At 42.1% G+C, this 22,793-nt stretch carries 18 protein-coding genes; 15 read left to right on the top strand and 3 right to left on the bottom strand.

Annotated features, from left to right (window positions below):
- Window positions 1-11: 11 nt before the first annotated feature.
- From B9A91_RS24285 to B9A91_RS19990, 3 genes are all read right to left on the bottom strand, one after another.
- On the bottom strand, window positions 12-182 hold the full coding sequence (locus tag B9A91_RS24285) for an NAD(P)H-dependent oxidoreductase (protein ID WP_262497627.1): 171 nt from the start codon (window positions 180-182) through the stop codon (window positions 12-14).
- 212 nt (window positions 183-394) lie between these two features.
- Complete coding sequence (locus B9A91_RS19995; RefSeq protein ID WP_084240815.1) at window positions 395-2,683, bottom strand: GH92 family glycosyl hydrolase; 2,289 nt, start codon at window positions 2,681-2,683, stop codon at window positions 395-397.
- Between the two features lie 10 nt (window positions 2,684-2,693).
- Entirely contained in the window at window positions 2,694-4,109 is a 1,416-nt protein-coding gene (locus tag B9A91_RS19990; protein WP_084240814.1) for a glycoside hydrolase family 125 protein, read from the bottom strand.
- 146 nt (window positions 4,110-4,255) lie between these two features.
- On the opposite strand from B9A91_RS19990, the gene B9A91_RS19985 reads away from it, so the two are divergent.
- The 15 genes from B9A91_RS19985 (at window position 4,256) to B9A91_RS19915 (ending at window position 22,710) form a co-directional block, all read left to right on the top strand.
- Window positions 4,256-5,488, top strand: coding sequence for a sugar MFS transporter (locus tag B9A91_RS19985; protein ID WP_084240813.1), 1,233 nt, complete (start codon window positions 4,256-4,258; stop codon window positions 5,486-5,488).
- Window positions 5,489-5,496: 8 nt separating this feature from the next.
- Window positions 5,497-6,534 carry a LacI family DNA-binding transcriptional regulator gene (locus B9A91_RS19980; RefSeq protein WP_084240812.1) on the top strand — a complete coding sequence of 346 codons (1,038 nt, stop codon included), beginning with the start codon at window positions 5,497-5,499 and terminating at the stop codon, window positions 6,532-6,534.
- A 110-nt stretch (window positions 6,535-6,644) separates the two neighbouring features.
- Window positions 6,645-7,322, top strand: a complete 678-nt coding sequence (gene cmk, locus B9A91_RS19975) for a (d)CMP kinase (protein WP_084240811.1) — start codon at window positions 6,645-6,647, stop codon at window positions 7,320-7,322.
- Between the two features lie 122 nt (window positions 7,323-7,444).
- Entirely contained in the window at window positions 7,445-8,032 is a 588-nt protein-coding gene (locus tag B9A91_RS19970; protein ID WP_084240810.1) for a TetR/AcrR family transcriptional regulator, read from the top strand.
- A gap of 24 nt (window positions 8,033-8,056) precedes the next feature.
- On the top strand, window positions 8,057-9,226 hold the full coding sequence (locus B9A91_RS19965; RefSeq protein ID WP_084240809.1) for an efflux RND transporter periplasmic adaptor subunit: 1,170 nt from the start codon (window positions 8,057-8,059) through the stop codon (window positions 9,224-9,226).
- A gap of 6 nt (window positions 9,227-9,232) precedes the next feature.
- On the top strand, window positions 9,233-12,406 hold the full coding sequence (locus B9A91_RS19960; RefSeq protein WP_084240808.1) for an efflux RND transporter permease subunit: 3,174 nt from the start codon (window positions 9,233-9,235) through the stop codon (window positions 12,404-12,406).
- A gap of 10 nt (window positions 12,407-12,416) precedes the next feature.
- Window positions 12,417-13,823 (top strand): efflux transporter outer membrane subunit, encoded by a 1,407-nt coding sequence (locus tag B9A91_RS19955; RefSeq protein ID WP_084240807.1) that lies wholly within the window; start codon window positions 12,417-12,419, stop codon window positions 13,821-13,823.
- A 76-nt stretch (window positions 13,824-13,899) separates the two neighbouring features.
- Window positions 13,900-14,577: a response regulator transcription factor gene (locus tag B9A91_RS19950; protein WP_084240806.1), complete on the top strand. Its 678-nt coding sequence runs from the start codon at window positions 13,900-13,902 to the stop codon at window positions 14,575-14,577.
- Between the two features lie 24 nt (window positions 14,578-14,601).
- Complete coding sequence (locus tag B9A91_RS19945) at window positions 14,602-15,912, top strand: sensor histidine kinase (protein WP_084240805.1); 1,311 nt, start codon at window positions 14,602-14,604, stop codon at window positions 15,910-15,912.
- Between the two features lie 89 nt (window positions 15,913-16,001).
- Entirely contained in the window at window positions 16,002-16,187 is a 186-nt protein-coding gene (locus B9A91_RS19940; protein ID WP_084240804.1) for a hypothetical protein, read from the top strand.
- 115 nt (window positions 16,188-16,302) lie between these two features.
- Window positions 16,303-17,277, top strand: coding sequence for a GlxA family transcriptional regulator (locus B9A91_RS19935; RefSeq protein WP_084240803.1), 975 nt, complete (start codon window positions 16,303-16,305; stop codon window positions 17,275-17,277).
- Window positions 17,278-17,478: 201 nt separating this feature from the next.
- Window positions 17,479-19,413 (top strand): 30S ribosomal protein S1, encoded by a 1,935-nt coding sequence (rpsA, locus tag B9A91_RS19930; RefSeq protein WP_084240802.1) that lies wholly within the window; start codon window positions 17,479-17,481, stop codon window positions 19,411-19,413.
- Window positions 19,414-19,499: 86 nt separating this feature from the next.
- Window positions 19,500-21,116, top strand: coding sequence for a beta-N-acetylhexosaminidase (locus B9A91_RS19925; protein WP_084240801.1), 1,617 nt, complete (start codon window positions 19,500-19,502; stop codon window positions 21,114-21,116).
- Between the two features lie 111 nt (window positions 21,117-21,227).
- Entirely contained in the window at window positions 21,228-21,776 is a 549-nt protein-coding gene (gene pyrR, locus B9A91_RS19920) for a bifunctional pyr operon transcriptional regulator/uracil phosphoribosyltransferase PyrR (RefSeq protein ID WP_084240800.1), read from the top strand.
- 1 nt (window position 21,777) lies between these two features.
- Window positions 21,778-22,710 carry an aspartate carbamoyltransferase catalytic subunit gene (locus B9A91_RS19915; protein ID WP_084240799.1) on the top strand — a complete coding sequence of 311 codons (933 nt, stop codon included), beginning with the start codon at window positions 21,778-21,780 and terminating at the stop codon, window positions 22,708-22,710.
- Window positions 22,711-22,793 lie beyond the last annotated feature (83 nt).

Here is a 22,793-nt window from a genome sequence, read left to right as displayed (position 1 = left end):
TAACTTATTCTTCATTTGACTTTCCCATGGGTATTGATGATGGTTACCTCTTTACCTCCCAAGAGCCCTTTTTGAACACCCTGATCATATCGATAGGCGAAACCATAACTCATTACCCGGTCGATATAGCCTTTCATAATAGCCGGCATTCCCGTCCACCAGATGGGATAGATAAAACTGATGTGGTCTGCCCATCAAATAAACCCCTGCTCCTGTTTAACTTCTTCAGATACCTGACCCATACGTTGGCCGTTCATATCATCTAATGAAAGTACGGGATGGAAATTGATCTGATACAGATCCCTGACCTGTAAAGATGAACTTTTTTGTGTAAGTAAGCCTGGCAAGCATTATTGATTGATATTTGACATTTTAGAAAATTAGCCAAACATAGCTATTGCTTCGCTGTAGACAATGAAAAAGGATAATCTGCAGGATCTACACCCCGGCTTTCGTTTGGTGTTGCCGACATTTCAAACGTCAGTTCCCCCCCAAGCTGCAAACCTGAATGACTTAGCCAGTTCCGGGTATACAACTTTCCGTTGTATTTTAAGCTTTGTACGTACCTGTTATCTTTGCTGTTTTTGGCGGCATTTATAGTAAATAGCTTGCCGTTTTCAAGGTTCAACGTTACCTTTTTAAACAAAGGCGCTCCGATCACATACTGCTCTACTGCTGGGGTAACAGGGTAAAAACCCAAAGCAGAAAACACATACCAGGCAGAGGTCTGGCCATTATCTTCGTCACCGCAATAACCGTCGGGAGTAGGTTTATACATTCTGTCCATCGTTTCACGTACCCAATACTGTGTTTTCCAGGGTGCCCCCGCATAGTTGTACAGATAGATCATGTGCTGTATCGGCTGGTTTCCATGTGCATACTGCCCCATATTGGCGATCTGCATTTCACGGATCTCGTGAATTACCCCTCCATAATAACTATCGTCAAATACAGGAGGGAGGGTAAATACAGAATCCAGTTTCTGTACAAACTTCTCTTTACCGCCCATTAATTTAGCCAATCCGTCAATATCCTGAAATACTGACCATGAATAGTGCCAGCTGTTTCCTTCGGTAAAGGCATCCCCCCATTTAAACGGATTAAACGGCGACTGGAATTTACCATCCTGATTTTTACCGCGCATCAAACAGGTTGAAGGATCAAACAGGTTTTTATAGTTCATGCTGCGTTTTTTATAGATGTCAATTTCGGAAGCCGGTTTACCCAAAGCTTTGCCCAACTGATAGATCGCAAAATCATCATAGGCGTATTCTAAAGTTCTTGCAGCATTTTCATTGATCTTTACGTCGTAAGGTACATAGCCGAGCTTATTGTAATATTCAACACCGCGACGACCGGTTGCCTGTGGCCCTTCATTGTTTGCCCCATGCTTAAGTGCCTCCCATAAAGTGTTGATATCATATCCACGCAAACCTTTAATGTAAGCTTCGGCAACAACAGAAGCGGAATTATTGCCTATCATACAATCTGCATAAGCAGGGCTAGACCATTCTGGCAGCCATCCGCCTTCTTTATAGTCGTTGATCAGGCCTTCCTGCATTTCTTTATTTACAGAGGGATACATCAGGTTCAGGAACGGATACAAAGCCCTGAAAGTATCCCAGAAACCTGTACCTCCAAACCGGTATCCTGGTAAAGTCTTACCATTATATGGACTATAGTGTACAATTTTATTGGTCTTGTCTACTTCATACATTTTATGAGGGAAGAAGAGCATACGGTATAAGCTGGAATAAAAAGTACGTGTCTGATCAATAGAACCACCCTCTACAGAAATCCTGCTTAAGGTTTTATTCCAGGTTGCCTTTCCCTTTTGTTTGGTTGTTTCAAAGCTATCGTTAGACAGTTCCCTGCTCAAATTAAGTTCAGCCTGCTCAAAACTGATGAAGGATGAAGCGATTTTCATGTTTAGCTGTTCGCCTTTTGCCGTTTTAAATCCGACAACTGCACCCGCATGATCAGCGCTCACCTCAAGCTGGCCTTTTAACAGTTCATTCCCCTTCCATCCGTTTGCAGAAGTAAAGGCTTTGTCGAAATAAATGACAAAATAATTTTTAAAGTTTTCCAGTTTACCACTGCTGTACCGGGTACTATAGCCCACTATTTTGCGCTCTGCGGGGATGATCTTAACATAAGAGCCTTTATCGAAAGCATCGATAACCACATAAGCAGCATCTGATTCCGGGAAAGTGAAACGGAATTGAGCCGCTCTTTCCGTGGGTGTAATTTCTGTGGTGACATCCGCATCTGCAAGATACACGCTGTAGTAATAAGGCTTTACAATTTCAGACTTATGCGAGAACCAGCTGGCCCTGTCATCCTGGTTGAATTTCATTTTACCAGTTACAGGCATGACGGAAAATTGTCCGTAATCATTCATCCAGGGTGAAGGCTGATGTGTTTGCTTAAAACCCCTGATCTTGTCTGCATCATAAGTATAAGCCCATCCATTTCCCATTTTTCCTGTTTGAGGTGTCCAGAAATTCATTCCCCAGGGCAATGCAATTGCAGGATAAGTATTGCCGTTAGAAAGGCTAGGTTTGCTTGCTGTTCCCATCAAAGGGTTCACCCAATCTACAGGATCGGTGACCTTGCCGACTGTCTGTGCAGACAACGCAGCAGCTATCATAAGTAAGGAGGTGGTCAAAAGTACTCTTATCATATTTTAATTTTTAAACCAGTAAATGCGGCCTTTCCTTATAAGTCTTCCATAAAAACTCGCCAAAAATGGTATTGGCCCAGGCAAACCAGGCCCTGCTGAACTTAGCAGGATCGTCCATATCGAACGACTCATGCATAAATCCTGTTCCCGCATGGCTTTTTTGCAGCATTTGAATGCAAGACCTGATCTCGATATCATTGGTACTGGTAAGCCCCTGCATGACCAGGGCAATCGGCCAGATCTTGTGAATACCGGTATGTGGGCTGCCTATTCCTTTTGCTGCTTTGCCTTGAAAATAAAAAGGGTTCTCTGCAGATAGAATCAGTTTGCGGGTATTCAGATAAACAGGATCGTTAGCTTGAACAGCGCCTAGATAAGGCAATGCCAGTAAACTTGGTACATTGGCATCGTCCATGAGGTTAAAACTGCCATAGCCGTTCACTTCAAAAGCATATACCTTACCAAATTGAGGATGGGTTACCACTGCATATTTTTGCAGGGCAGCAGCTACCTCTGCTGCCAGTGTGCGGCATTCTGCTGCCAATACATTATCTTTTTGCACAGATTGTAAAATTTCTGCCGCCTGCTTCAGGCTCACAACTGCAAAGAAATTGGAAGGAACCAGAAAATTATAGATCGTAGCATCATCACTTGGCCGGAATGCCGAACAGATTAAACCAACAGGTTTTACCGGGTAACCGTACCCACTTAAAGGAGTGGTATCTGTGGCAAACATTGTTTCGCGTTGAAAGCGATACGGTCCCTGCCCCTGTTTTCTTTGTTGTTCTTTAAAAGTTTTAACGATTAACGCAATGGCTTCCTTCCATTTTATGTCAAAAGGCGCTGTGCCGCCACTGAGCTTCCAATACTGGTAACTCAGGCGAATGGGATAACATAGTGAATCTATCTCCCATTTACGTTCATGAATCCCAGGCTTCATATCTGTATGATCTGTTTTCCACTCTCCAAGTTTATTGGGATCTCCATAAAAAGCATTTGCATAAGGGTCTTTAAGAACGCACTTTACCTGATGATTGATTACGCCGGCAATGAGATCATGTAACTTTTTATCTGTTTTGACCAAAGGTAGGTATGGACTTACCTGGGCTGTACTGTCTCGTAGCCACATGGCATCAATGTCACCGGTGATCACATAGGTATCGGGCCTGCCATTGCTCTCAGTATACGTCACAGTAGTATCTAAGGTGTTGGGAAAGCAATTTTCAAATAGCCAGCCCAGCTCTTTGTTCTTTACATTCCTTTGAAATTCTGCTATTGCATTTTCAACAGCCTTACTTTGAAAGTTTCTTTTGGACTCGGCAACCCTGACTACCGGAAATTCAGAGGAAGCCGCAAATGACACCTTATCAGCCATCAATCCTCCGGCTAAAAGTCCTGCCTGCTGCAAAAAAATTCTTCTTTTCATATCATGCTATAATTTGGTTTCTAAAAAGCTGGTGATTTCAAAGATAAAAGAAAAAATTACTATTGCTAAATCATTTTAGTATAGCTATGTTTGAATATGCTTTTTCAAAGCAACTCAACCATAGCTAACCAAATAAATACTAAACCATGCAACAAAAAGCTGCTTTTACTGACAGGAAATTCCTGATCACCCTTGTATTTGTCACTTCACTTTTTATGTTCTGGGGCATCGCCATTACCATGGCTGATGTGCTGAACAAACATTTCCAACATACCATGAGCCTTTCCAAATCGCAGTCGGCATTTGTGCAGTTTGCTGTTTTTGGTGCCTATGCCGTAATGGGAATACCTGCCGGCCTGTTTATGAAACGTTTTGGCTATAAAAAAGGGGTATTGTTAGGTCTGTCCTTATTTGCCATTGGGGCTTTTTTATTCATACCTGCTGCTAATATCTCTTCATTTGCATTTTTTGGGATCGCCCTGTTTATTGTAGGCTGCGGTTTATCTACATTGGAAACTGTAGCCCATCCATTCGTTGCTTCGCTAGGTGATCAACGGACCAGTGACCAGCGCATCAATTTTGCCCAGTCTTTCAATGCTGTGGGTGCTATGCTTGGACCTGCAATCGGGAGCTACTTTTTACTGCGCAATAATGTAGAGGGCAGTACAGATCTGACCTCTGTTAAAATTCTGTATGCAGTAATTGGTCTGGTGATTTTACTGGTGGCCATATCCTTTTCTTTTGTAAAAGTGCCTGCCACAACAGACCCTCATGCGGTGCCTGGCGAAGATGCCGCGGCTGTAAACATAGATGTAACTCCTGATAAAAAGCTTTTTGACCATAAACATTTTGTATGGGCAGTTGCGGCGCAATTCTTTAATGTAGCGGCACAAGCTGGCACCTGGGCCTTTTTTATCAATTATGGCCATGAAAAAATGGGTTTCAGCGATGCTGAAGCTGGGAATTACATGGTGTTGTTTATGGGAATGATGCTTGCCGGGCGTTTTATCGGCACATTTTTAATGCGGGTTATTGCGCCCAACAAATTACTGGCGGCATTTGCACTGGGCAATATCATCATGTGCCTCATCGTAGCACAAAGCTTTGGTATGGTATCATTTATTGCTTTGCTGATGATCAACTTCTTTTTTAGCATCATGTTCCCTACCATATTCAGTCTTGGCCTTAAAAACCTTGGTACGCGCACACAACAGGCCGCTTCTTTTTTATCCATGGGTGTTGTGGGCGGCGCATTTTTTCCTTTTATTATGGGTGCAGTGGCCGACAAGGCTGGAATTGCAAATGCCTATTATACCCCAATTATATGCTATATTGTAATTTTTCTGTTCGCTTACAAATTTTATAAAGTAAAACACTAGTATACCACATGGCTAAACTTTCTATCAGGGATATTGCTCAGCGATGTAACACATCAATCACAACGGTTTCCTTTGTGCTCAATGGCAAGGCTGATGAAAAACGGATCAGCACTGAGCTCAAAGAGAAGATACTTAAAACAATTGAAGACACAGGCTACAAACAAAACCTTTTTGCCAGGGGCATGAGAACCGGAAAAACAAATATGATTGGTCTGATTGTAGAGGACATTTCGAATGCTTTTTTTTCTGCTGTAGCACGAATTATTGAAGAAGATGCCTATAAAAGAGGATATAAAATAATTTATTGCAGCACTGACGACAATACAGAAAAATCAAAAGAACTGATCAAACTTTTTATTGAACGCAACCTGGATGGCTACATCATTACCCCACCTAAAGGACTTGAGGAGGAAATCCAGTCCCTGATCAACAATAAAATCCCCGTGGTCCTTTTTGACCGATATTTTCCGGACCTGGAAACAGATTATGTTGTAGTGGATAATTTTAATGCCTCGAAAAAAGCAGTACAGCATTTAACCGGAGCAGGATTTGAAAACATTGCCCTGGTAACCACCTCTTCAGCCCAAACGCAAATGCTGGAAAGATATAAGGGCTACGAAAAAACCATTATTGAAAATGGGAAGGAACCAAAAATATTAAAATTACCTTATGATCATTCTGCGGCACAAAACGTCAAATCTATAAGTGCTTATTTAAAAAAGAACAATGAGCTGGATGCCATTTTTTTCTCCACAAATTACCTTGCATTTCAAGGCCTTGAAGCTATTAATGAACTCAAATTGAAGATCCCCGACGATATTGCCGTAGTAGCTTTTGATGATCAGGATTTTTTCAGGATCTACAACCCTTCAATTACAGCTATTGCCCAGCCTGTGAAGGACATTTCCCTTAAACTTATAGACATCCTGCTGCAAAAAATGGAATCTGATAAAAAGCCAGTAGAAAAGGTTGTACTTTCGACCAACCTGATCGTCCGCAATTCATCCCTGTTAACCAGAAAAGATAAGCTGACTCATCCTAAATAAACTCAAGAACAGCCTATCCCAAATCGGAATCATCTTAAGGTGCCCGAAGTAGTTCCCAATTGCCCAATATTTGATTTCTTTTGGTATGAAAATACTAACTTTGCCTATCTATGAGAAAAAACCTCGTTATAGCCATTGATGGCTATTCATCCTGTGGAAAAAGTACACTTGCCAAGGCTCTAGCAAAGAAACTGGGATTTATATACATCGATAGTGGTGCCATGTACCGCGCGGTTACACTTTATTTTATCCGTAACAACATTGATGTCAATAACCAGGAAGCAGTGGCCGATGCGCTTGAGCACATTGAACTGAATTTTCACTCGAGGGATTACCAATCGCACATCACCTTAAATGGCGAAGAGGTATCAGAAGAGATCAGACAAATGCCAGTATCAGAATATGTGAGCGAAGTATCAGCCAATAAACTGGTACGAAAGGATATGGTAAAACAGCAGCAGCGCATGGGTAAATCTAAAAATATTGTGATGGATGGCCGTGATATAGGTACTACAGTGTTTGAGGATGCAGCAGTTAAATTTTTTATGACTGCCGATCCAAAGATCAGGGCTGAACGTAGGTTTAAAGAGCTTCAAAGCAAGGGAGATACTACAACTACGCTGGAAGAAGTATTTGAAAATCTTGCTCATAGGGATTATGCCGATACCACCAGGGCCGAGAGCCCCCTTACACGCGCAGAAGATGCCATTATTCTGGACAATACCGAACTTACCGAGGCCGAGCAATTGGATTTTGCGCTGGATATGGTACACCAGCACCTGCCATAGACCGGCAATTTTCTGCAAATATTTGGTTACAATTAATCCCTTAACTTAAACATTACATTCTGATGTTTTAACTAAAATCTCTGTTCAATACTTTTGTTTAACAATTTTGTCAAACTCAGGAAATGACCAGCAGAGATACCGGTACAGAGCAGTTAATTAAGGATACAGCCAAGCAATTATTTTTTGCCGAAGGCAAGCTTCACGCTACTACTCAGGAGATTGCGGATGCCGCCAGGGTAAACCGCACCTTGGTAAATTATTACTTCCGATCGAGAGATGCGCTGTTTGACCAGGTATTCAATGAAGCCCAGGAAGCCCTGGTGAGCATGATTGACGAGGTTATGGAATCGGATATGCCTTTTCGTCAAAAGATAGAAAACCTGATTTCGGTATTTCTTAAAGAAGCGATGCGTTATCCTTATCGTGAGATTTTTGTGATCACCGAAATGAACAGAAACGATGTGATCAATGCCAAGAAAGCACGGGCCGAAAAAGTGAATACTTTTCTGGAGGAGGTTCAGCGGGAAATGGACAAAGGAAACATAAAACGCATGAACCCAAGGCATTTCACAATGAACCTGTTTTCTTTAATGGCCTATCCCCTGGTAACAGCCCCTTTAAACAAAATCCTTTTTGGCATGAATGATGAGGAATACAACGCACTTCTTGAAGAAAGAAAACAGCTCATCTTTGAAATAATTTTCCCCTAATAAAGATTATATATACCCCTTAAAATGAAACATAACATCCAATCACTTTACTTATTATTACCGGCATTGCTATTTATCGGTTCATGCAGCAGCGGAGATCAGAAAAAGGCCGGTCCACCCCCCGCCCAGGTACAATCTTATCCGGTATTTGCGGTAGTACCGCAGTCTACCGATCTGGAAACGGACTACCCAGCCACACTGGAAGGGATCCAGAATGTTGACATCAGGCCAAAAGTAGATGGCTTTATTGAAAAAATATACGTGGATGAAGGTGCAACAGTAAAAAAAGGCCAATTACTTTTCAGCATCAATGCGCCACAATACGAACAGCAGGTAAGAACAGCAAGTGCAGCCATCAGCAGTGCAGAGGCAGATGTGAATGCTGCACAACTGCAGGTAAACAAGACCAAGCCCTTGGTTGAAAAAGACATCATCAGTAAATATGATCTGGATGCGGCCCAGCTAACCTTACAGAGCAGGAAGGCAGCATTGGCACAAGCCAGAGCCGAACTGGTGAATGCTAAAGTAAATCTGGGTTATACCCGCATTACCAGTCCGGTTGACGGAGTAATCGGCAGCATTCCTTTTAAAACCGGTAGCCTGGTGAGTGGAACCAGTGCTCAGCCATTAACAACGGTTTCTAACATATCCAGGATTTACGCTTATTTCTCTATGAATGAGAAACAGCTATTGGAATTCTCGCGCAGCTATAAGGGCAACAGCCTTGCGGCCAAATTAAAAAATATCCCTGCGGTTGCCCTGGTGCTGGCAGATGGGACAACCTATGCAGAAAACGGGAAAATAGAATCGATAAACGGCCTGATCAATACCGGAACCGGATCGGCAAGCTTAAGGGCCACATTCTCCAATCCGGTAAGCCTGCTCAGAAGTGGTGCCAGTGCCTCAGTACGTATTCCACAACACCTCGAAAATGTCATCCTTATCCCGCAAAAATCTACTACAGATCTGCAGGGAAAGAAATTCGTATATGTGGCCGACGATAAAGGAATTGCAAAAAGTACCGAAATTGAGGTTATGGAGCTGACTAAAGGCAATTTTTACGTAGTTACCAAAGGGCTTAAAGCTGGTGATCAGGTAGTACTGGAAGGCTTCCAGTCTTTAAAAGACGGTACTGAGATTAAACCTGAAAAGAAAAGTGCTGATTCCGTATATGCTGAGCTTACCCAAAAATAGAACAATATGTTTAAGAAATTTATAGAAAGGCCTGTTTTATCCACAGTAATATCCATTATTATTGTCATACTCGGGATACTGGGCCTGATTACGCTTCCTGTGTCACAATATCCGGAAATTGCCCCTCCAACGGTACAGGTTTCCGCGTCTTATCAAGGGGCAAATGCAGATGTGGTTATGAATAGCGTTGTTGTACCTCTTGAAGAGCAGATCAACGGTGTGGAAGATATGACCTATATGACCTCGTCGGCCGGTAACGATGGTACGGCAACCATTACGGTTAACTTTAAACTGGGTACCAACCCTGACCTTGCTGCCGTAAACGTACAGAACCGTGTAGCGAGAGCGACTAGCTTATTACCTGCAGAGGTTACCCGATCTGGGGTAATTACCGCAAAAAGGCAGGCCAGTAACGTGCTGATTTTTGGTATATATAGCGATAGCGCTTCCTATGACCAGACCTTTTTGCAGAACTATGCCAACATTAACCTGATCCCTCAGATCAAGCGGATCAATGGGGTTGGTGATGCAACTGCCTTTGGTTTGATGGATTATACCATGCGCATCTGGCTTAAACCAGAAGTAATGGCCACCTACGGATTGGTGCCCAATGACATCAGTGTAGCACTTGCCGAACAGAATATCGAAGCTGCACCCGGTCAATTCGGGGAGCGCGGCGAACAATCGTTCCAGTATACTTTAAAATACTCAGGGCGTTTAAAAAACGAAACCGAGTTTAGCAATATCATTATCAGAACGGCTGAAAATGGTCAGGTACTGAGGTTAAAGGACATTGCCCGTATAGAATTGGGTGCACAAAGCTATGCCAGCTCGGTGCGCTTTAATGGTAAACCTGCATTGGGTATTGCCATTAACCAAACTGCCGGCTCCAATGCCAAGGAAGTAATTGAAGGTGCCATTAAAGTTTTGGACGAGTCATCTGTCAACTTCCCAAAGGGCGTACATTATACCACATTGGTAAATGTGAACGACTTTTTGGATGCTTCTATCGAGAAAGTAATCCATACACTGATAGAAGCCTTTATCCTGGTTTTCCTAGTGGTTTTTCTTTTTCTTCAGGATTTCCGCTCTACATTAATCCCAGCCATCAGTGTTCCTGTGGCAATTATCGGAACCTTCTTCTTTCTGAGTTTGTTTGGCTTTACCATCAACCTATTGACACTGTTTGCACTGGTATTGGCTATCGGTATTGTGGTAGATGACGCCATTGTGGTTGTAGAGGCAGTCCACGCGAAGCTTGACCATGGCTACACTTCAGCAAAAAAAGCTACTGTAGATGCAATGGAAGACATTACAGGGGCCATTATTTCCATTACCCTGGTTATGGCGGCAGTATTTGTACCGGTAAGTTTTATCCAGGGTTCATCGGGCGTATTTTATAAGCAGTTCGGCTTAACACTGGCTATTGCCATTATCCTTTCGGCCATCAACGCATTAACCCTGAGTCCTGCGCTTTGTGCCTTGTTCTTAAAACCGCATGCTGAAGACCATGGTAAGCCTAAAAACTTTATGCAGCGCTTTTATGCGGCATTTAATGCTTCTTTTGATGCCATGACCGGCAGGTACAAAAGATCTGTAGGCTTTTTGGCACGCAGAAAATGGATAGCTGGATTGGGGATTATACTTTTTACAGTGACGCTGATATGGGCCATGAATACCACACCTAAAGGCTTTGTACCTAACGAGGATTTGGGTACTATTATGTCCGATATCTCCCTGCCGCCAGCTACCTCTCAGGAACAAACTGCAATTGTAATTAAGCAAATTGACAGTATTGCACGCAGTATTCCGGAAATTAAGTTTTCACTGACCGTGGTGGGCCGAAGCATGATCAGTGGTTCTGGCAGTTCTTACGGTATGGTAATCGGGAAATTAAAACCATGGAACGAGCGGCAAAGAGACGTAAAAGCCATTATCGGTGAACTGTTTGCCAAAACGGCCGGTATTAAAGGTGCGAGGGTTATTTTCTTTGCCCCTCCTACCATCCAGGGATTTGGTACCAGCGGAGGTTTTGAGTTCCAGCTGCAGGACAAAACAGGTGGTGACATCAACAAATTCAATACCGTAAGTAATGAGTTCCTGGCCGCTTTAAGCAAAAGGAAGGAAATACAATATGCCTCTACTTCATTTAATCCCAATTTCCCACAGTACCAGATTGATGTAAACGTAGCTACAGTAAAACAGGCCGGCTTAAGTGTAAGCGATGTATTGGGTGTATTACAGGGCTATTATGGTGGTGTATACGCATCCAACTTTAATAAGTTTGGGAAGCAATATCGTGTAATGTACCAGGCAGATGCCCCTTACCGTGCGAACCAGCAAACGCTGAACAGCATATACGTAAGAAATGCAAGTGGCAAAATGGCACCGATCAGCAATTTCATTACACTGAAAAAGGTGTATGGCCCTCAGGCAATATCCCGTTTTAATCTGTTTACTTCTATTGCCGTAACGGGAAGTCCGAATACTGGCTTCAGCTCGGGCGATGCCTTGAAAGCGGTACAGGAAGAGGCCGCAATACACCTGCCTACGGGCTATGGCTATGAGTTCTCAGGCTTATCGCGCGAAGAGATGTCGAGTGGCAGTCAGACCATATTTATCTTTTTGCTTTGCGTGATCTTTGTTTACTTCCTGCTTTGTGCCCAATACGAAAGCTATATTTTACCGCTGGCGGTGTTGATTTCCCTACCTATTGGTTTGGCAGGCGTTTTCATCTTCGATAAGATATTCAAGGTAGATAACAACATCTATACACAGATTACCCTAATCATGCTGGTGGGCTTGCTAGCCAAAAATGCCATTTTAATTGTAGAGTTTGCAGTAGAAAGGCGAAGAAAAGGTATGAGCATAGTAAGTGCAGCCATTAGCGGAGCGACAGCACGTTTACGCCCTATTTTAATGACGTCATTTGCTTTTATACTCGGTTTATTGCCCTTGATGCTCTCGACCGGTGTTGGCGCTGCAGGGAACAAATCTATAGGTACCGGAGCCGTAGGCGGAATGCTTATCGGAACCATATTTGGTGTATTTGTTATCCCGGCCCTATTTATTGTATTCCAGAGCTTACAGGAAAAAGTGAGCAGCAAATCACCATTCGACGAAGGGTACGGGCCTCAGGCTGCAATAGATTTTCCAGAAGTTGACGCCCGTGAACACTAATTTAAAGACCATGAACACCAGATATCATAAATATTATTTCATCATCGGATTCTCTGCATTGAGTTTAACGGCCTGCGTGACCACAAAATATGAACGCCCGGCTGTAAACAGCAACGATCTATACCGTGACAATACCACTGCAGACACCAGTACTATGGCGAATCTGCCCTGGAAAAACCTGTTTACAGATGCCCCTTTACAGGTTCTGATCCAGCAGGGCATCAATGAGAACCTTGACCTGAAACAGGCCATCGAAAGGATAAAAGTTGCTGAGGCTACCTTGCTGCAAAACAAGGCGGCCCTGCTGCCAAGTTTGACTGCCGATGTTTCAGTGACAGACGCCAAACAATCAAGAGCTGCGCTGAACTTTCCTCCAGGAATTAATATCAATACAGAAACGCAAACCTACAAGGCGCAGCTCAGCACCAGCTGGGAAGCCGATATCTGGGGAAAACTGAGCAGTGCCAAAAGATCCGCCTACGCCTCGCTGCTACAAACTGATGCCGCAAAAAGAGCGGTACAGACCCAATTGATTGCAAACATTGCCAATAGCTATTATAACCTGCTGGCATTGGACAAACAATTGTCAATTACGGAACAAACGATCAGGATCAGACAGGCAGACGTTGAAACCATGAAGTCCTTAAAAGAAGGTGCTGTGGTAAACGGTGCTGCTGTTGTACAAAGCGAAGCCAATTTATATGCAGCCCAGGTTACACTTCCGGATTTGAAGAGAAGCATCAGGGAGACGGAAAATGCCTTGAGCATCCTGTTGGGAAAAGGCCCTGGAAAAATTGACCGCGGCACGCTTGACCAACAGACAGTTTACAGCAACCTGCAAACTGGTGTATCAGCGCAATTGCTACAAAACAGGCCAGATGTGCAAGCTGCTGAGTTTGCTTTCAGGGCAGCATTTGAGAATAAAAATGTAGCTAAAGCCTATTTTTACCCCGCCTTAACGCTAACAGCAAACGGGGGGCTTTCCAGTCTGAGCCTTAAAAACTTTTTCGACAATTCTATTTTTTACAATTTAATTGGCGGCATTACCCAGCCCATTTTCAATAAAGGACAAAATAAGGCCAGGCTAAAAACTGCAGCAGCGCAACAGCAAATGGCATTTTATAGTTTCCAGCAAACCTTGCTTACAAGTGGCCAGGAAGTGTCGAATGCTTTATATGCTTATCAGACAGCTTCAGAAAAAGAAACAACCAGGGCAAAACAGATCGCTTCTTTAACCAAGGCGGTCGACTATACAAAAGAGTTATTGCGCTACAGCTCTGCTACCAATTATACGGATGTGCTGACTTCGGAACAAAGTCTGCTTTCGGCACAACTAAGCAGTATAAATGACCGGTTGCAAAAGCTTCAATCTGTAGTAAACCTTTACCGTGCATTAGGTGGCGGTTGGAAAGAATAAATAGCGCTTAGCCCGTCATCTCTTAAATCCGTTTGAGATGACGGGAAATTGCGTAAGTTTGGCATAAAAAAGTCTCATGAACATCCTGATTATTGAAGACGAAAAAACACTTGCCTTGGAAATGGGTGAATTCCTAAGTAAGGAAGGTTACACTGTTGAGCATGCCTGGAAAAAATCTTCGGCTGAAGAGAAAATTTTTGTTAACACTTACGATTTTATACTGCTTGACCTTGGCTTACCAGGCGGTGACGGTTTTGAATTGCTGCACCAGCTAAAAAAATTACCCGGACGGGAAGATGCGGTAATTATACTTACAGCCCGGGGCGATGTTGACGACCGCATTAAAGGCCTGGAGGCCGGAGCAGATGATTATCTGCCCAAACCTTTTTCACTGACAGAGCTGCTGGCGCGAATGCATGCCATCATACGCCGGAAGCACAAACTGGAAATGAATGAAGTCAACATTCACAATTTCCTGCTCGACATTAAGAACCACAAAGTAACTTTTGAAGGGCAACGGATTAACCTGACGAACAAAGAGTTTGAAATATTCAATTACCTGGTATTAAACAAAAATCGAGTCATTTCAAGGGTAAATCTTACCGAACATGTTTGGGGAGATATACTTGAGGTAAATTCTGATTCTAACTTTGTGGATGTGCATGTAAAAAATCTCCGTAAAAAACTGGCGGCACATCGTCCTATTGATTGGTTTGAAACGGTTAGAAGCATTGGTTACAGGATTAACTTTTGATAGCTATGCGAAAAATAAAGTAACATGAAACTACAATTCAAACTTGCTTTATACAATACCCTTACAAAGGTGGCCATCATTACCATGCTAGGTATCCTGATTCTTGTATCTATTAACCGAATCTCTATAAATCACATACAGCAGCGACTGTTACAGAAAAAGAAAAGATTGGTAACCAACCTTTCCGGTGTAGAAGTAAATGACCTGCTTACACAAAAAATTTATACCGATTACAACCTGCTACGTGAGGAATATATCATCCTGAAGGAGATCAGAAATGACGAGAAGCCAATCAAACAACAGTTCACAAGAGAATTACGTAGTATCGAAGGCAGCCAGGAAGAATTCCAGATCCTGACCACAGATTTTAACTATGCTGGGAGAAATTACAGACTGGAACTTGGTGAAACCATGTCGACCCTTGCACAATTAGAACGTACGATATCCATGTTTACCTTTGGCATATTGATAGCGGCTGTAATACTGACATTGATTACAGATCTTGCCTTTACCCGTTTTTTACTTACCCCTTTTTACAGGATCATCGATCAAAAACTCAACAAGGTAAATGAACCAACCAATTTCAATTACAAGCCGATTCAGACCAGCACGGAAGATTTCAGGATCCTGGACCGTAGCATCAGTGCCTTGATGAGAAAGATCACCGGGCTTTTTCTGACCGAAAAAGAATTCATTGCCAATGTTTCTCATGAACTGCTTACGCCCATTTCAGTGCTGAACACCAGATTGGAAAACCTGCTTAATGATGAGAAGCTAACAACGGAAGGTGAAAACAAGATATTTGCCAGTTTAAAGACATTGGGCCGATTAAAGGCAATCATCAACAGTTTGTTGCTCATTTCAAAGGTAGAAAACAATCAATACAGTAAACCAGACACCATATCGGTACGGCACACTGTTGAAGAGGTTTATGAAGAGTTGGAGCATAGGTTATTGATGATGAAACTGAAGTTCAACATCCAGTTGACGCACGACCATACATTTACCGGGAACAGGTCCCTGTTCCATACACTGATAACGAACCTGATCAGCAATGCCATTAAGTACAACATACCCTCAGGCAGCGTAAACATCTCGGATGCACCAACTGCGGAAGCTTATACACTTGTGATTGCGGACACAGGCATAGGAATGAATGCTGAGTTGTTGGAGCATGCGTTTATCCGCTTTGAAAAACTGGAATCAGAGCGGGAAGACAGTCATGGTTTGGGCCTGGCTATTGTACGGAGCATTGCCAGCTTCCATGAGCTTAAGATCGACATCAAATCGGAAAAAGGCAAAGGCACAGAAATCCGGATTAACTTTCCGCAATAACCTGCTTTTCTACCTATGCTCTTCTTCATCAAATCTTCATATTGTGTTTGCAACTTTGGTATAACAAAAAACACTAAATAATTATAAACATGAAAAGAACAATTTTAGCGTTAGCATTAGTTGCAGCAACTTTTGGCGCATTTGCACAAAACACAACTCCGGCAGCAAAACCAGCTACCGAAACTGCAAAGCCTAAACATCATCACAAAAAAGCAGCTAAGAAAGCAGTTAAAGCGGAAGCAAAACCAGCAGAAACCAAAAAATCTGGCAAATAATAATTTAAAGTATGTAGTTTAAGGTCGCCTGATCCATAGCAGGCGGCCTTTTTTATTTATAGCCACTTCTTCGGGATTATTTTCATAATTTGCATTCTGTTTAATTCCGAAAGTAATGACACAAGTAGCTTTGTTATTGACCAATAAATATCGCTTGCTTAGTGTAGCGGCTATACTCGACGTTTTTGATACTGTAAATAGCTACTACGAAGCCAATGGACAGGAAGCACTATTTAATGTAAGCATATTACATGCCGCTAACAGTAGTAATGAAGTTCCTGTTTTTAATCAATATGTACCCCAGCCTCTGAATGCAAGCAGCAAACAGGACCTGGTGCTGATACCTGCTTTTGCGACCCAGGACGTTCATAATGCTGTTCAGGAAAACCTGGAGTTTATACCATGGCTTCGTCAGCAGCACCAAAAAGGTGTTGAACTGGCCAGCTTTTGTACCGGTGCATTTTTATTGGGTGCCAGCGGTCTGTTAAACGGAAAAAATGCAACTACTCATATCCACGCCTGTACATCATTTGCGGCAAACTATCCCGACGTTTACCTTAGACCAAGTGAAGTAGTGACATACGACCATGGAATATATACCAGTGGCGGGGCTACCAGTACCTTTCACCTTTTGCTCAGACTGATCCATAACTATGCAAACAGAGAAACGGCAATTCGTGTGGCAAAAGTATTTGCCATAGACATGAACCGCGGACAGCAAAGCTATTTTGGCACCTTTGTACCACCAAGGGACCATGGTGATGAACTGGTTGCCCAAACCCAGTTGTGCATAGAAAATTCTTACAATAAGGCTGCAACTGTTGAAGATATTTTGCAGCAAATACCTGCCAGCAGAAGGAATATTGAACGTCGCTTTAAAATGGCTACAGGAAATACATTGATAGAGTACCTGCAAAAAACCAGGATAGAGGTTGCTAAAAAGCTGCTTGAACAAACCAACCAGAGCATCCTGGAGATTATGCTGAATTCCGGCTACAATGACCTGAAAGCTTTCAGGCAGCTCTTTAAAAAAAGCTCTGGCATGACACCAAAGGATTATCGGGATAAATTTAAGGCCCGTGTAGCATAACCTAAAAAAGACATCATGAACAATTCTATTTATCTTTGCCTAACACTCAGGGGCAAGTTTCGGAAGCATCGGACTTTTATACAAAGATTTTTTCGATACAATATGTTCTAAATCAACAACATTTATCAAAAAAATCTTTGTGCTAAAAATATTAATTTCTATCTTTGCCGTCCCTAACGGGAAAAAGGAGATTTAATTTTAATGGCTAAGAAACAAGTAGCAGAAAAAGAACTAGAGGCTAAAACAGCCGAACTTCAAGGTGCGGACGCTCGTCTGGCTGAGAAAGAGACTATTGAATCAGAAGCTGATTCAGTATCGATCGAACAGATCAAATCATCATTGGCAACTCCAGATCAGGATTTTGACTGGGATGCAGATGATAAAGCATTCGGTAATTACAGTGATGCAGACCGTAAAAAGTTTGAAGACATGTATACCGATACTTTCAATCAAATCACTCAAGGTGAAATCATCAGTGGTACTGTTGTTTCAATCAACAACAAAGATGTGGTATTAAACGTAGGATTTAAATCAGACGGTTTGGTATCTACTTCTGAGTTCCGCGATACACCTGATTTGAAAGTTGGCGATAAAGTTGACGTTTTCGTGGAAGCCCCTGAAGATGCTAACGGCCAGTTAATTCTGTCTCGTAAAAGAGCCAAAACCCAAAGATCATGGGAATCTATCAATGAAGCCCTTGACAATGACAGAATCATCAACGGATTTGTTAAGAGCCGTACCAAAGGTGGTCTTATCGTTGACATCATGGGTGTTGAAGCTTTCTTACCTGGTTCCCAGATTGACATCAAACCTATCCGCGATTACGATGTATACGTGGGTAAAACAATGGAATTCAAAGTTGTTAAGATCAACCACGAGTTTAAAAACGTAGTTGTATCTCATAAAATCTTAATTGAGGACGATTTAGAAAGCCAAAAAGTTGAAATCGTATCTAAACTTGAAAAAGGTCAGGTACTGGAAGGTACCGTTAAAAACATCACTGACTTTGGTGTATTCATCGATTTGGGTGGCGTTGACGGATTACTTCACATCACTGACATTTCCTGGGGCCGCATAGAGCATCCAAAAGAAGTATTGAGCTTAGATGAGAAAATCAACGTTGTAGTGCTTGATTTTGATGATGAGAAAAAACGTATTGCATTAGGCTTAAAACAATTGACTCCTCATCCTTGGGAATCTTTAAGTACTGACTTAGCTGTTGGTTCTAAAGTTAAAGGTAAAATTGTTACTGTTGCTGATTACGGTGCTTTCCTTGAAATCATTCCTGGTGTTGAAGGTTTAATCCACGTATCAGAAATGTCGTGGTCGCAAAACCTGCGCAGCCCTCAGGAATTCCTGAAAGTTGGCGATGAGATCGAAGCTGAAGTTTTGACTTTAGACAGAGACGATCGCAAAATGAGCTTAGGTATCAAACAACTTACTCAGGATCCTTGGCAAAATGTTGCTGAAAGATATCCTATCGGAAGCAAACATACAGCAGTAGTTAAAAACATGACCAATTTCGGTGTATTCGTAGAAATTGAGGAAGGCATCGATGGTTTAATCCATATCTCTGACCTTTCATGGTCTAAAAAAGTGAACCACCCTAATGAATTCACTAAAGTTGGTGATACATTAGACGTAGTTGTACTTGAATTAGATGTTGATAACCGCAAGCTGAGCTTAGGTCACAAACAACTGGAAGAAAATCCATGGGATACTTTTGAAACTATCTTTACATTAGATTCAATCCACCAGGGAACTGTTGTTAAAGTAACTGATAAAGGTGCTGTTATCGCTTTACCATATGGCGTAGAAGGTTTCGTACCAACTAAACACATGGCTAAAGAAGACGGCTCTGTAATCAAAGCTGAAGAAACCAATGATTTCAAAATCATTGAGTTCAACAAGGATGCTAAACGTATCGTTGTTTCTCATGCCCGTATCTGGGAAGAGGCTAAAGCTGAAGCTGTTGCTGAAGAAAGAAACGCTAAGAAAAAAGAGGCCAAAGCTTCAAGCAGTGCAGTTAAAAAGGTTAAAGATTCAGTTGAAAAATCTACATTGGGCGATTTAGGTGTGCTTGCACAGTTAAAACAACAAATGGAAGGTGAAGAAAACAAAGCTAAAAAAGGCTAGTTTCTTTTAACTATCATACAAAAGCCCCTCGAGTTTTGAGGGGCTTTTTTTGTTTAAATCTATCTCCATTTTTGTATTTTAGCCGTATGGCTAAAACTTTATCATCTTTCATCTTGTCTGTGCTGTTTATAACCACAGTCCAGGCCCAGCTTCCACACATTATTCCCCAGCCCGTAGAATTAAGACCAGGCAAATTCCCTCAGGATAAATTTACTATTGACAAGAACACGATCATCTTTATTACCGATACTACAGCGAAACCCGCTGCAAAATTCCTGTCAGATTATATAGCCAGGTATTATCATCTATACCTTAACATCAGTACCAATCCGGATACAAAAACGAAGTCTTCAATTAACCTGGTCCTGGACAGCAGGCTATATCCAAATCCGGATAAATACTTTGTTTCTGTACTTAAGAACCAGCTCAATGCCGGATCGGCATCCGGACAAGGCATATTTTACGCAGTTCAAACCATCATACAGCTTTTACCTCCTGCAAATGATAATTCGGGCAAACTCATCATCCCATCCGTAGATGTGATCGATTACCCCCGTTTCGCCTACCGAGGTATGCACCTGGATGTGAGCAGGCATTTCTTTGAGGTAGCCTTCATTAAAAAATACATTGACTACCTGGCGCTTCATAAGCTGAATAATTTTCACTGGCACCTAACTGATGACCACGGCTGGAGAATTGAAATCAAAAAACATCCTAAACTAACAGAAATTGGTGCATGGAGAAACGGTACGATTATAGGCCTTTACCCCGGAACAGGTAACGACGGATTGCGCTACGGCGGTTATTACACCCAGGAAGAAGTTAAAGAAGTGATAAAATATGCGGCCGACCGTTACATCAATGTGATTCCTGAAATTGAAATGCCGGCACACAGCATGTCAGTCCTTGCGGCCTATCCGGAACTGGGTACAGAACCTTCAAAAAAATATGAAGTAGCGCAAACCTGGGGAATCTTTAATAAGTTTAACAATGTGTTCCAGCCCACAGAGCAGACCTTCAAATTTCTTGAAGAAGTATTAACCGAAGTAATGGAATTGTTCCCTTCACAATACATCCACATCGGTGGAGATGAGGCATCAAAGATCTGGTGGAAACAATCAGCCGTATCACAGCAGATCATGAAACGTAACGGAATAAAAGATGAAAGCGGTTTACAGAGTTACTTCATACACCGTATCGAAAAATTTGTGAACAGTAAAGGTAAAACCATCATAGGATGGGATGAAATACTGGACGGGGGCCTCGCCCCTAATGCTATTGTGATGAGCTGGCGTGGTGAAAAAGGTGGTATTGCGGCGGCAAAACAAAAGCACAAAGTGATCATGACACCTGAAAACATGATGTATTTTAACCACAGTCAATTTGTAAAAGATGATTCACTTACAGCGGCAAAGTTCCTGCCCTTAAAAACCGTTTACGACTATGAGCCTGTGCCGGCTGTACTAAGTACTGAAGAAGCCAGCTATATATGGGGCGGACAAGCAAATTTATGGTCTGAATACATCGCCAATCCAGCAAAAGCTGAATACATGGTTTTTCCAAGACTGGATGCCCTGAGTGAAATATTATGGAGCCCTAAAGAAAAGCGTAATTATCCAGACTTCCTCAAAAGGCTAAAAACGCAGCTGAAGCGGTATGATCTGATGAAAGTAAACTACAGTAAAAAGTATTTAAACAATTAAAGCATTTAAGCCCAATAACCTACAAATGTATTTTTCCGTTTTGCAATTTAAACCTGTTTTATACATTTGGGGTTACAACTTTTTGGCTATATTTGCATAATCTTTAAGTCAATGCAAAAAAGAACCCTGCTAGACGGTCAAAAATTCCAGATCACAATTAAGCGACTTTGTCATCAATTAATTGAGAACCACAACGATTTTTCAAATACTGTTTTAATTGGCATACAGCCACGTGGCAGTTACTTTGCCGATAGAGTAAAACATGAACTTTTACAGGTACTTAAAAAGAGTACCATTCAAAAAGGAAATCTTGACATTACTTTTTTCCGCGATGATTTCAGAAGAAAAGACGGGTTGGTATCTGCAAGCAGCAATACGATCGACTTCATTATAGAAGGCAAAAATGTTATCTTGATAGACGACGTATTGTGGACAGGGCGTACCATAAGGGCTGCGATGGATGCCTTACTGGCTTATGGGCGGCCTGCAAAAGTAGAGCTTATGGTATTAATTGACCGGAGATTTTCGAGACAATTACCAATAGAACCGAATTACATAGGCCATCAGGTAGACAGTCTGAACTCACAAATGGTAAGGGTAAGCTGGAAAGAGACCGAAGGAGAGGACAAAGTTATCTTAATATCAGAAAGCAATAAATAATATGGCAGTAGAAAAATTATCAACCCGACATCTCTTAGGTATCAAAGACATTAACCGGAATGATATTGAGCTGATCTTCGAGACTGCAGATAATTTTAAAGATGTAATTAACAGGCCCATAAAAAGGGTGCCCTCATTAAGAGACATCACCATTGCCAATATATTTTTTGAAAATTCTACACGCACCAAACTCTCTTTTGAACTTGCGGAGAAAAGGCTTTCGGCCGATGTTGTTAATTTTGCAGCATCTTCGTCCTCAGTGAGTAAAGGTGAAACACTGATCGATACAGTAAACAACATCCTGGCCATGAAAGTAGATATGGTAGTGATGCGTCACCCTTACGCAGGTGCCGGACAGTTTTTAAGCAAGCACATCAAAGCCCAGATTGTAAATGCGGGCGATGGGGCACATGAACATCCTACTCAAGCCTTGCTGGATGCTTTTTCTATCCGTCAGAAACTTGGTGATGTTTCAGGTAAGAAAGTTGTAATTGTTGGCGACATCCTTCATTCAAGGGTTGCCATATCCAATATCCTGTGCCTGCAAAAACTAGGCGCCGAAGTAATGGTTTGCGGACCTACTACATTAATACCCAAATATATGGCAAGCCTGGGCGTAAAAGTTGAGCACGACCTGATCAAAGCCCTGAACTGGTGCGATGTGGCCAATATGCTCCGCATACAGCTGGAACGCCAGGACATCAAATATTTCCCTTCATTAAGGGAATATGCCATGATGTACGGGCTGAACAAACAAATACTCGACAATCTCGATAAAGAGATCATCATTATGCATCCTGGTCCGATAAACCGTGGCGTTGAGATCACCAGTGATGTGGCCGATAGCAAGCAATCTATTATCCTTGAACAGGTAGAAAATGGAGTAGCTGTGCGCATGGCTGTACTGTACCTTCTGGCCGCACAGAACGACTAAAAATCGGCAGCAGCACCTCAAAATAAAATATATCCGGGATATTATTTACCAGCAGTAATACGAACTTTCTTTTATAATCGTTA

It is taken from the genome of Pedobacter africanus (genome assembly GCF_900176535.1).
GTDB classification, from domain to species: domain Bacteria; phylum Bacteroidota; class Bacteroidia; order Sphingobacteriales; family Sphingobacteriaceae; genus Pedobacter; species Pedobacter africanus.
Note: the sequence above shows the minus strand (reverse complement) of the source record. Positions and strands in the feature narration are given on the sequence as shown.

What these genes read in the sequence shown, in the direction of transcription:
- B9A91_RS19990 (WP_084240814.1), bottom strand. Translation starts at nt 4,109, where the DNA reads ATGAAAAGAAGAATTTTTTTGCAGCAGGCAGGACTTTTAGCCGGAGGA.
- B9A91_RS19940 (WP_084240804.1), top strand. Translation starts at nt 16,002, where the DNA reads ATGAAAAGAACAATTTTAGCGTTAGCATTAGTTGCAGCAACTTTTGGC.
- pyrR (WP_084240800.1), top strand. Translation starts at nt 21,228, where the DNA reads ATGCAAAAAAGAACCCTGCTAGACGGTCAAAAATTCCAGATCACAATT.
- B9A91_RS19995 (WP_084240815.1), bottom strand. Translation starts at nt 2,683, where the DNA reads ATGATAAGAGTACTTTTGACCACCTCCTTACTTATGATAGCTGCTGCG.
- B9A91_RS19960 (WP_084240808.1), top strand. Translation starts at nt 9,233, where the DNA reads ATGTTTAAGAAATTTATAGAAAGGCCTGTTTTATCCACAGTAATATCC.
- B9A91_RS19970 (WP_084240810.1), top strand. Translation starts at nt 7,445, where the DNA reads ATGACCAGCAGAGATACCGGTACAGAGCAGTTAATTAAGGATACAGCC.
- B9A91_RS19945 (WP_084240805.1), top strand. Translation starts at nt 14,602, where the DNA reads ATGAAACTACAATTCAAACTTGCTTTATACAATACCCTTACAAAGGTG.
- B9A91_RS19980 (WP_084240812.1), top strand. Translation starts at nt 5,497, where the DNA reads ATGGCTAAACTTTCTATCAGGGATATTGCTCAGCGATGTAACACATCA.
- B9A91_RS19935 (WP_084240803.1), top strand. Translation starts at nt 16,303, where the DNA reads ATGACACAAGTAGCTTTGTTATTGACCAATAAATATCGCTTGCTTAGT.
- B9A91_RS19950 (WP_084240806.1), top strand. Translation starts at nt 13,900, where the DNA reads ATGAACATCCTGATTATTGAAGACGAAAAAACACTTGCCTTGGAAATG.
- B9A91_RS19985 (WP_084240813.1), top strand. Translation starts at nt 4,256, where the DNA reads ATGCAACAAAAAGCTGCTTTTACTGACAGGAAATTCCTGATCACCCTT.
- B9A91_RS19915 (WP_084240799.1), top strand. Translation starts at nt 21,778, where the DNA reads ATGGCAGTAGAAAAATTATCAACCCGACATCTCTTAGGTATCAAAGAC.
- cmk (WP_084240811.1), top strand. Translation starts at nt 6,645, where the DNA reads ATGAGAAAAAACCTCGTTATAGCCATTGATGGCTATTCATCCTGTGGA.
- B9A91_RS19965 (WP_084240809.1), top strand. Translation starts at nt 8,057, where the DNA reads ATGAAACATAACATCCAATCACTTTACTTATTATTACCGGCATTGCTA.
- B9A91_RS19925 (WP_084240801.1), top strand. Translation starts at nt 19,500, where the DNA reads ATGGCTAAAACTTTATCATCTTTCATCTTGTCTGTGCTGTTTATAACC.
- B9A91_RS19955 (WP_084240807.1), top strand. Translation starts at nt 12,417, where the DNA reads ATGAACACCAGATATCATAAATATTATTTCATCATCGGATTCTCTGCA.
- rpsA (WP_084240802.1), top strand. Translation starts at nt 17,479, where the DNA reads ATGGCTAAGAAACAAGTAGCAGAAAAAGAACTAGAGGCTAAAACAGCC.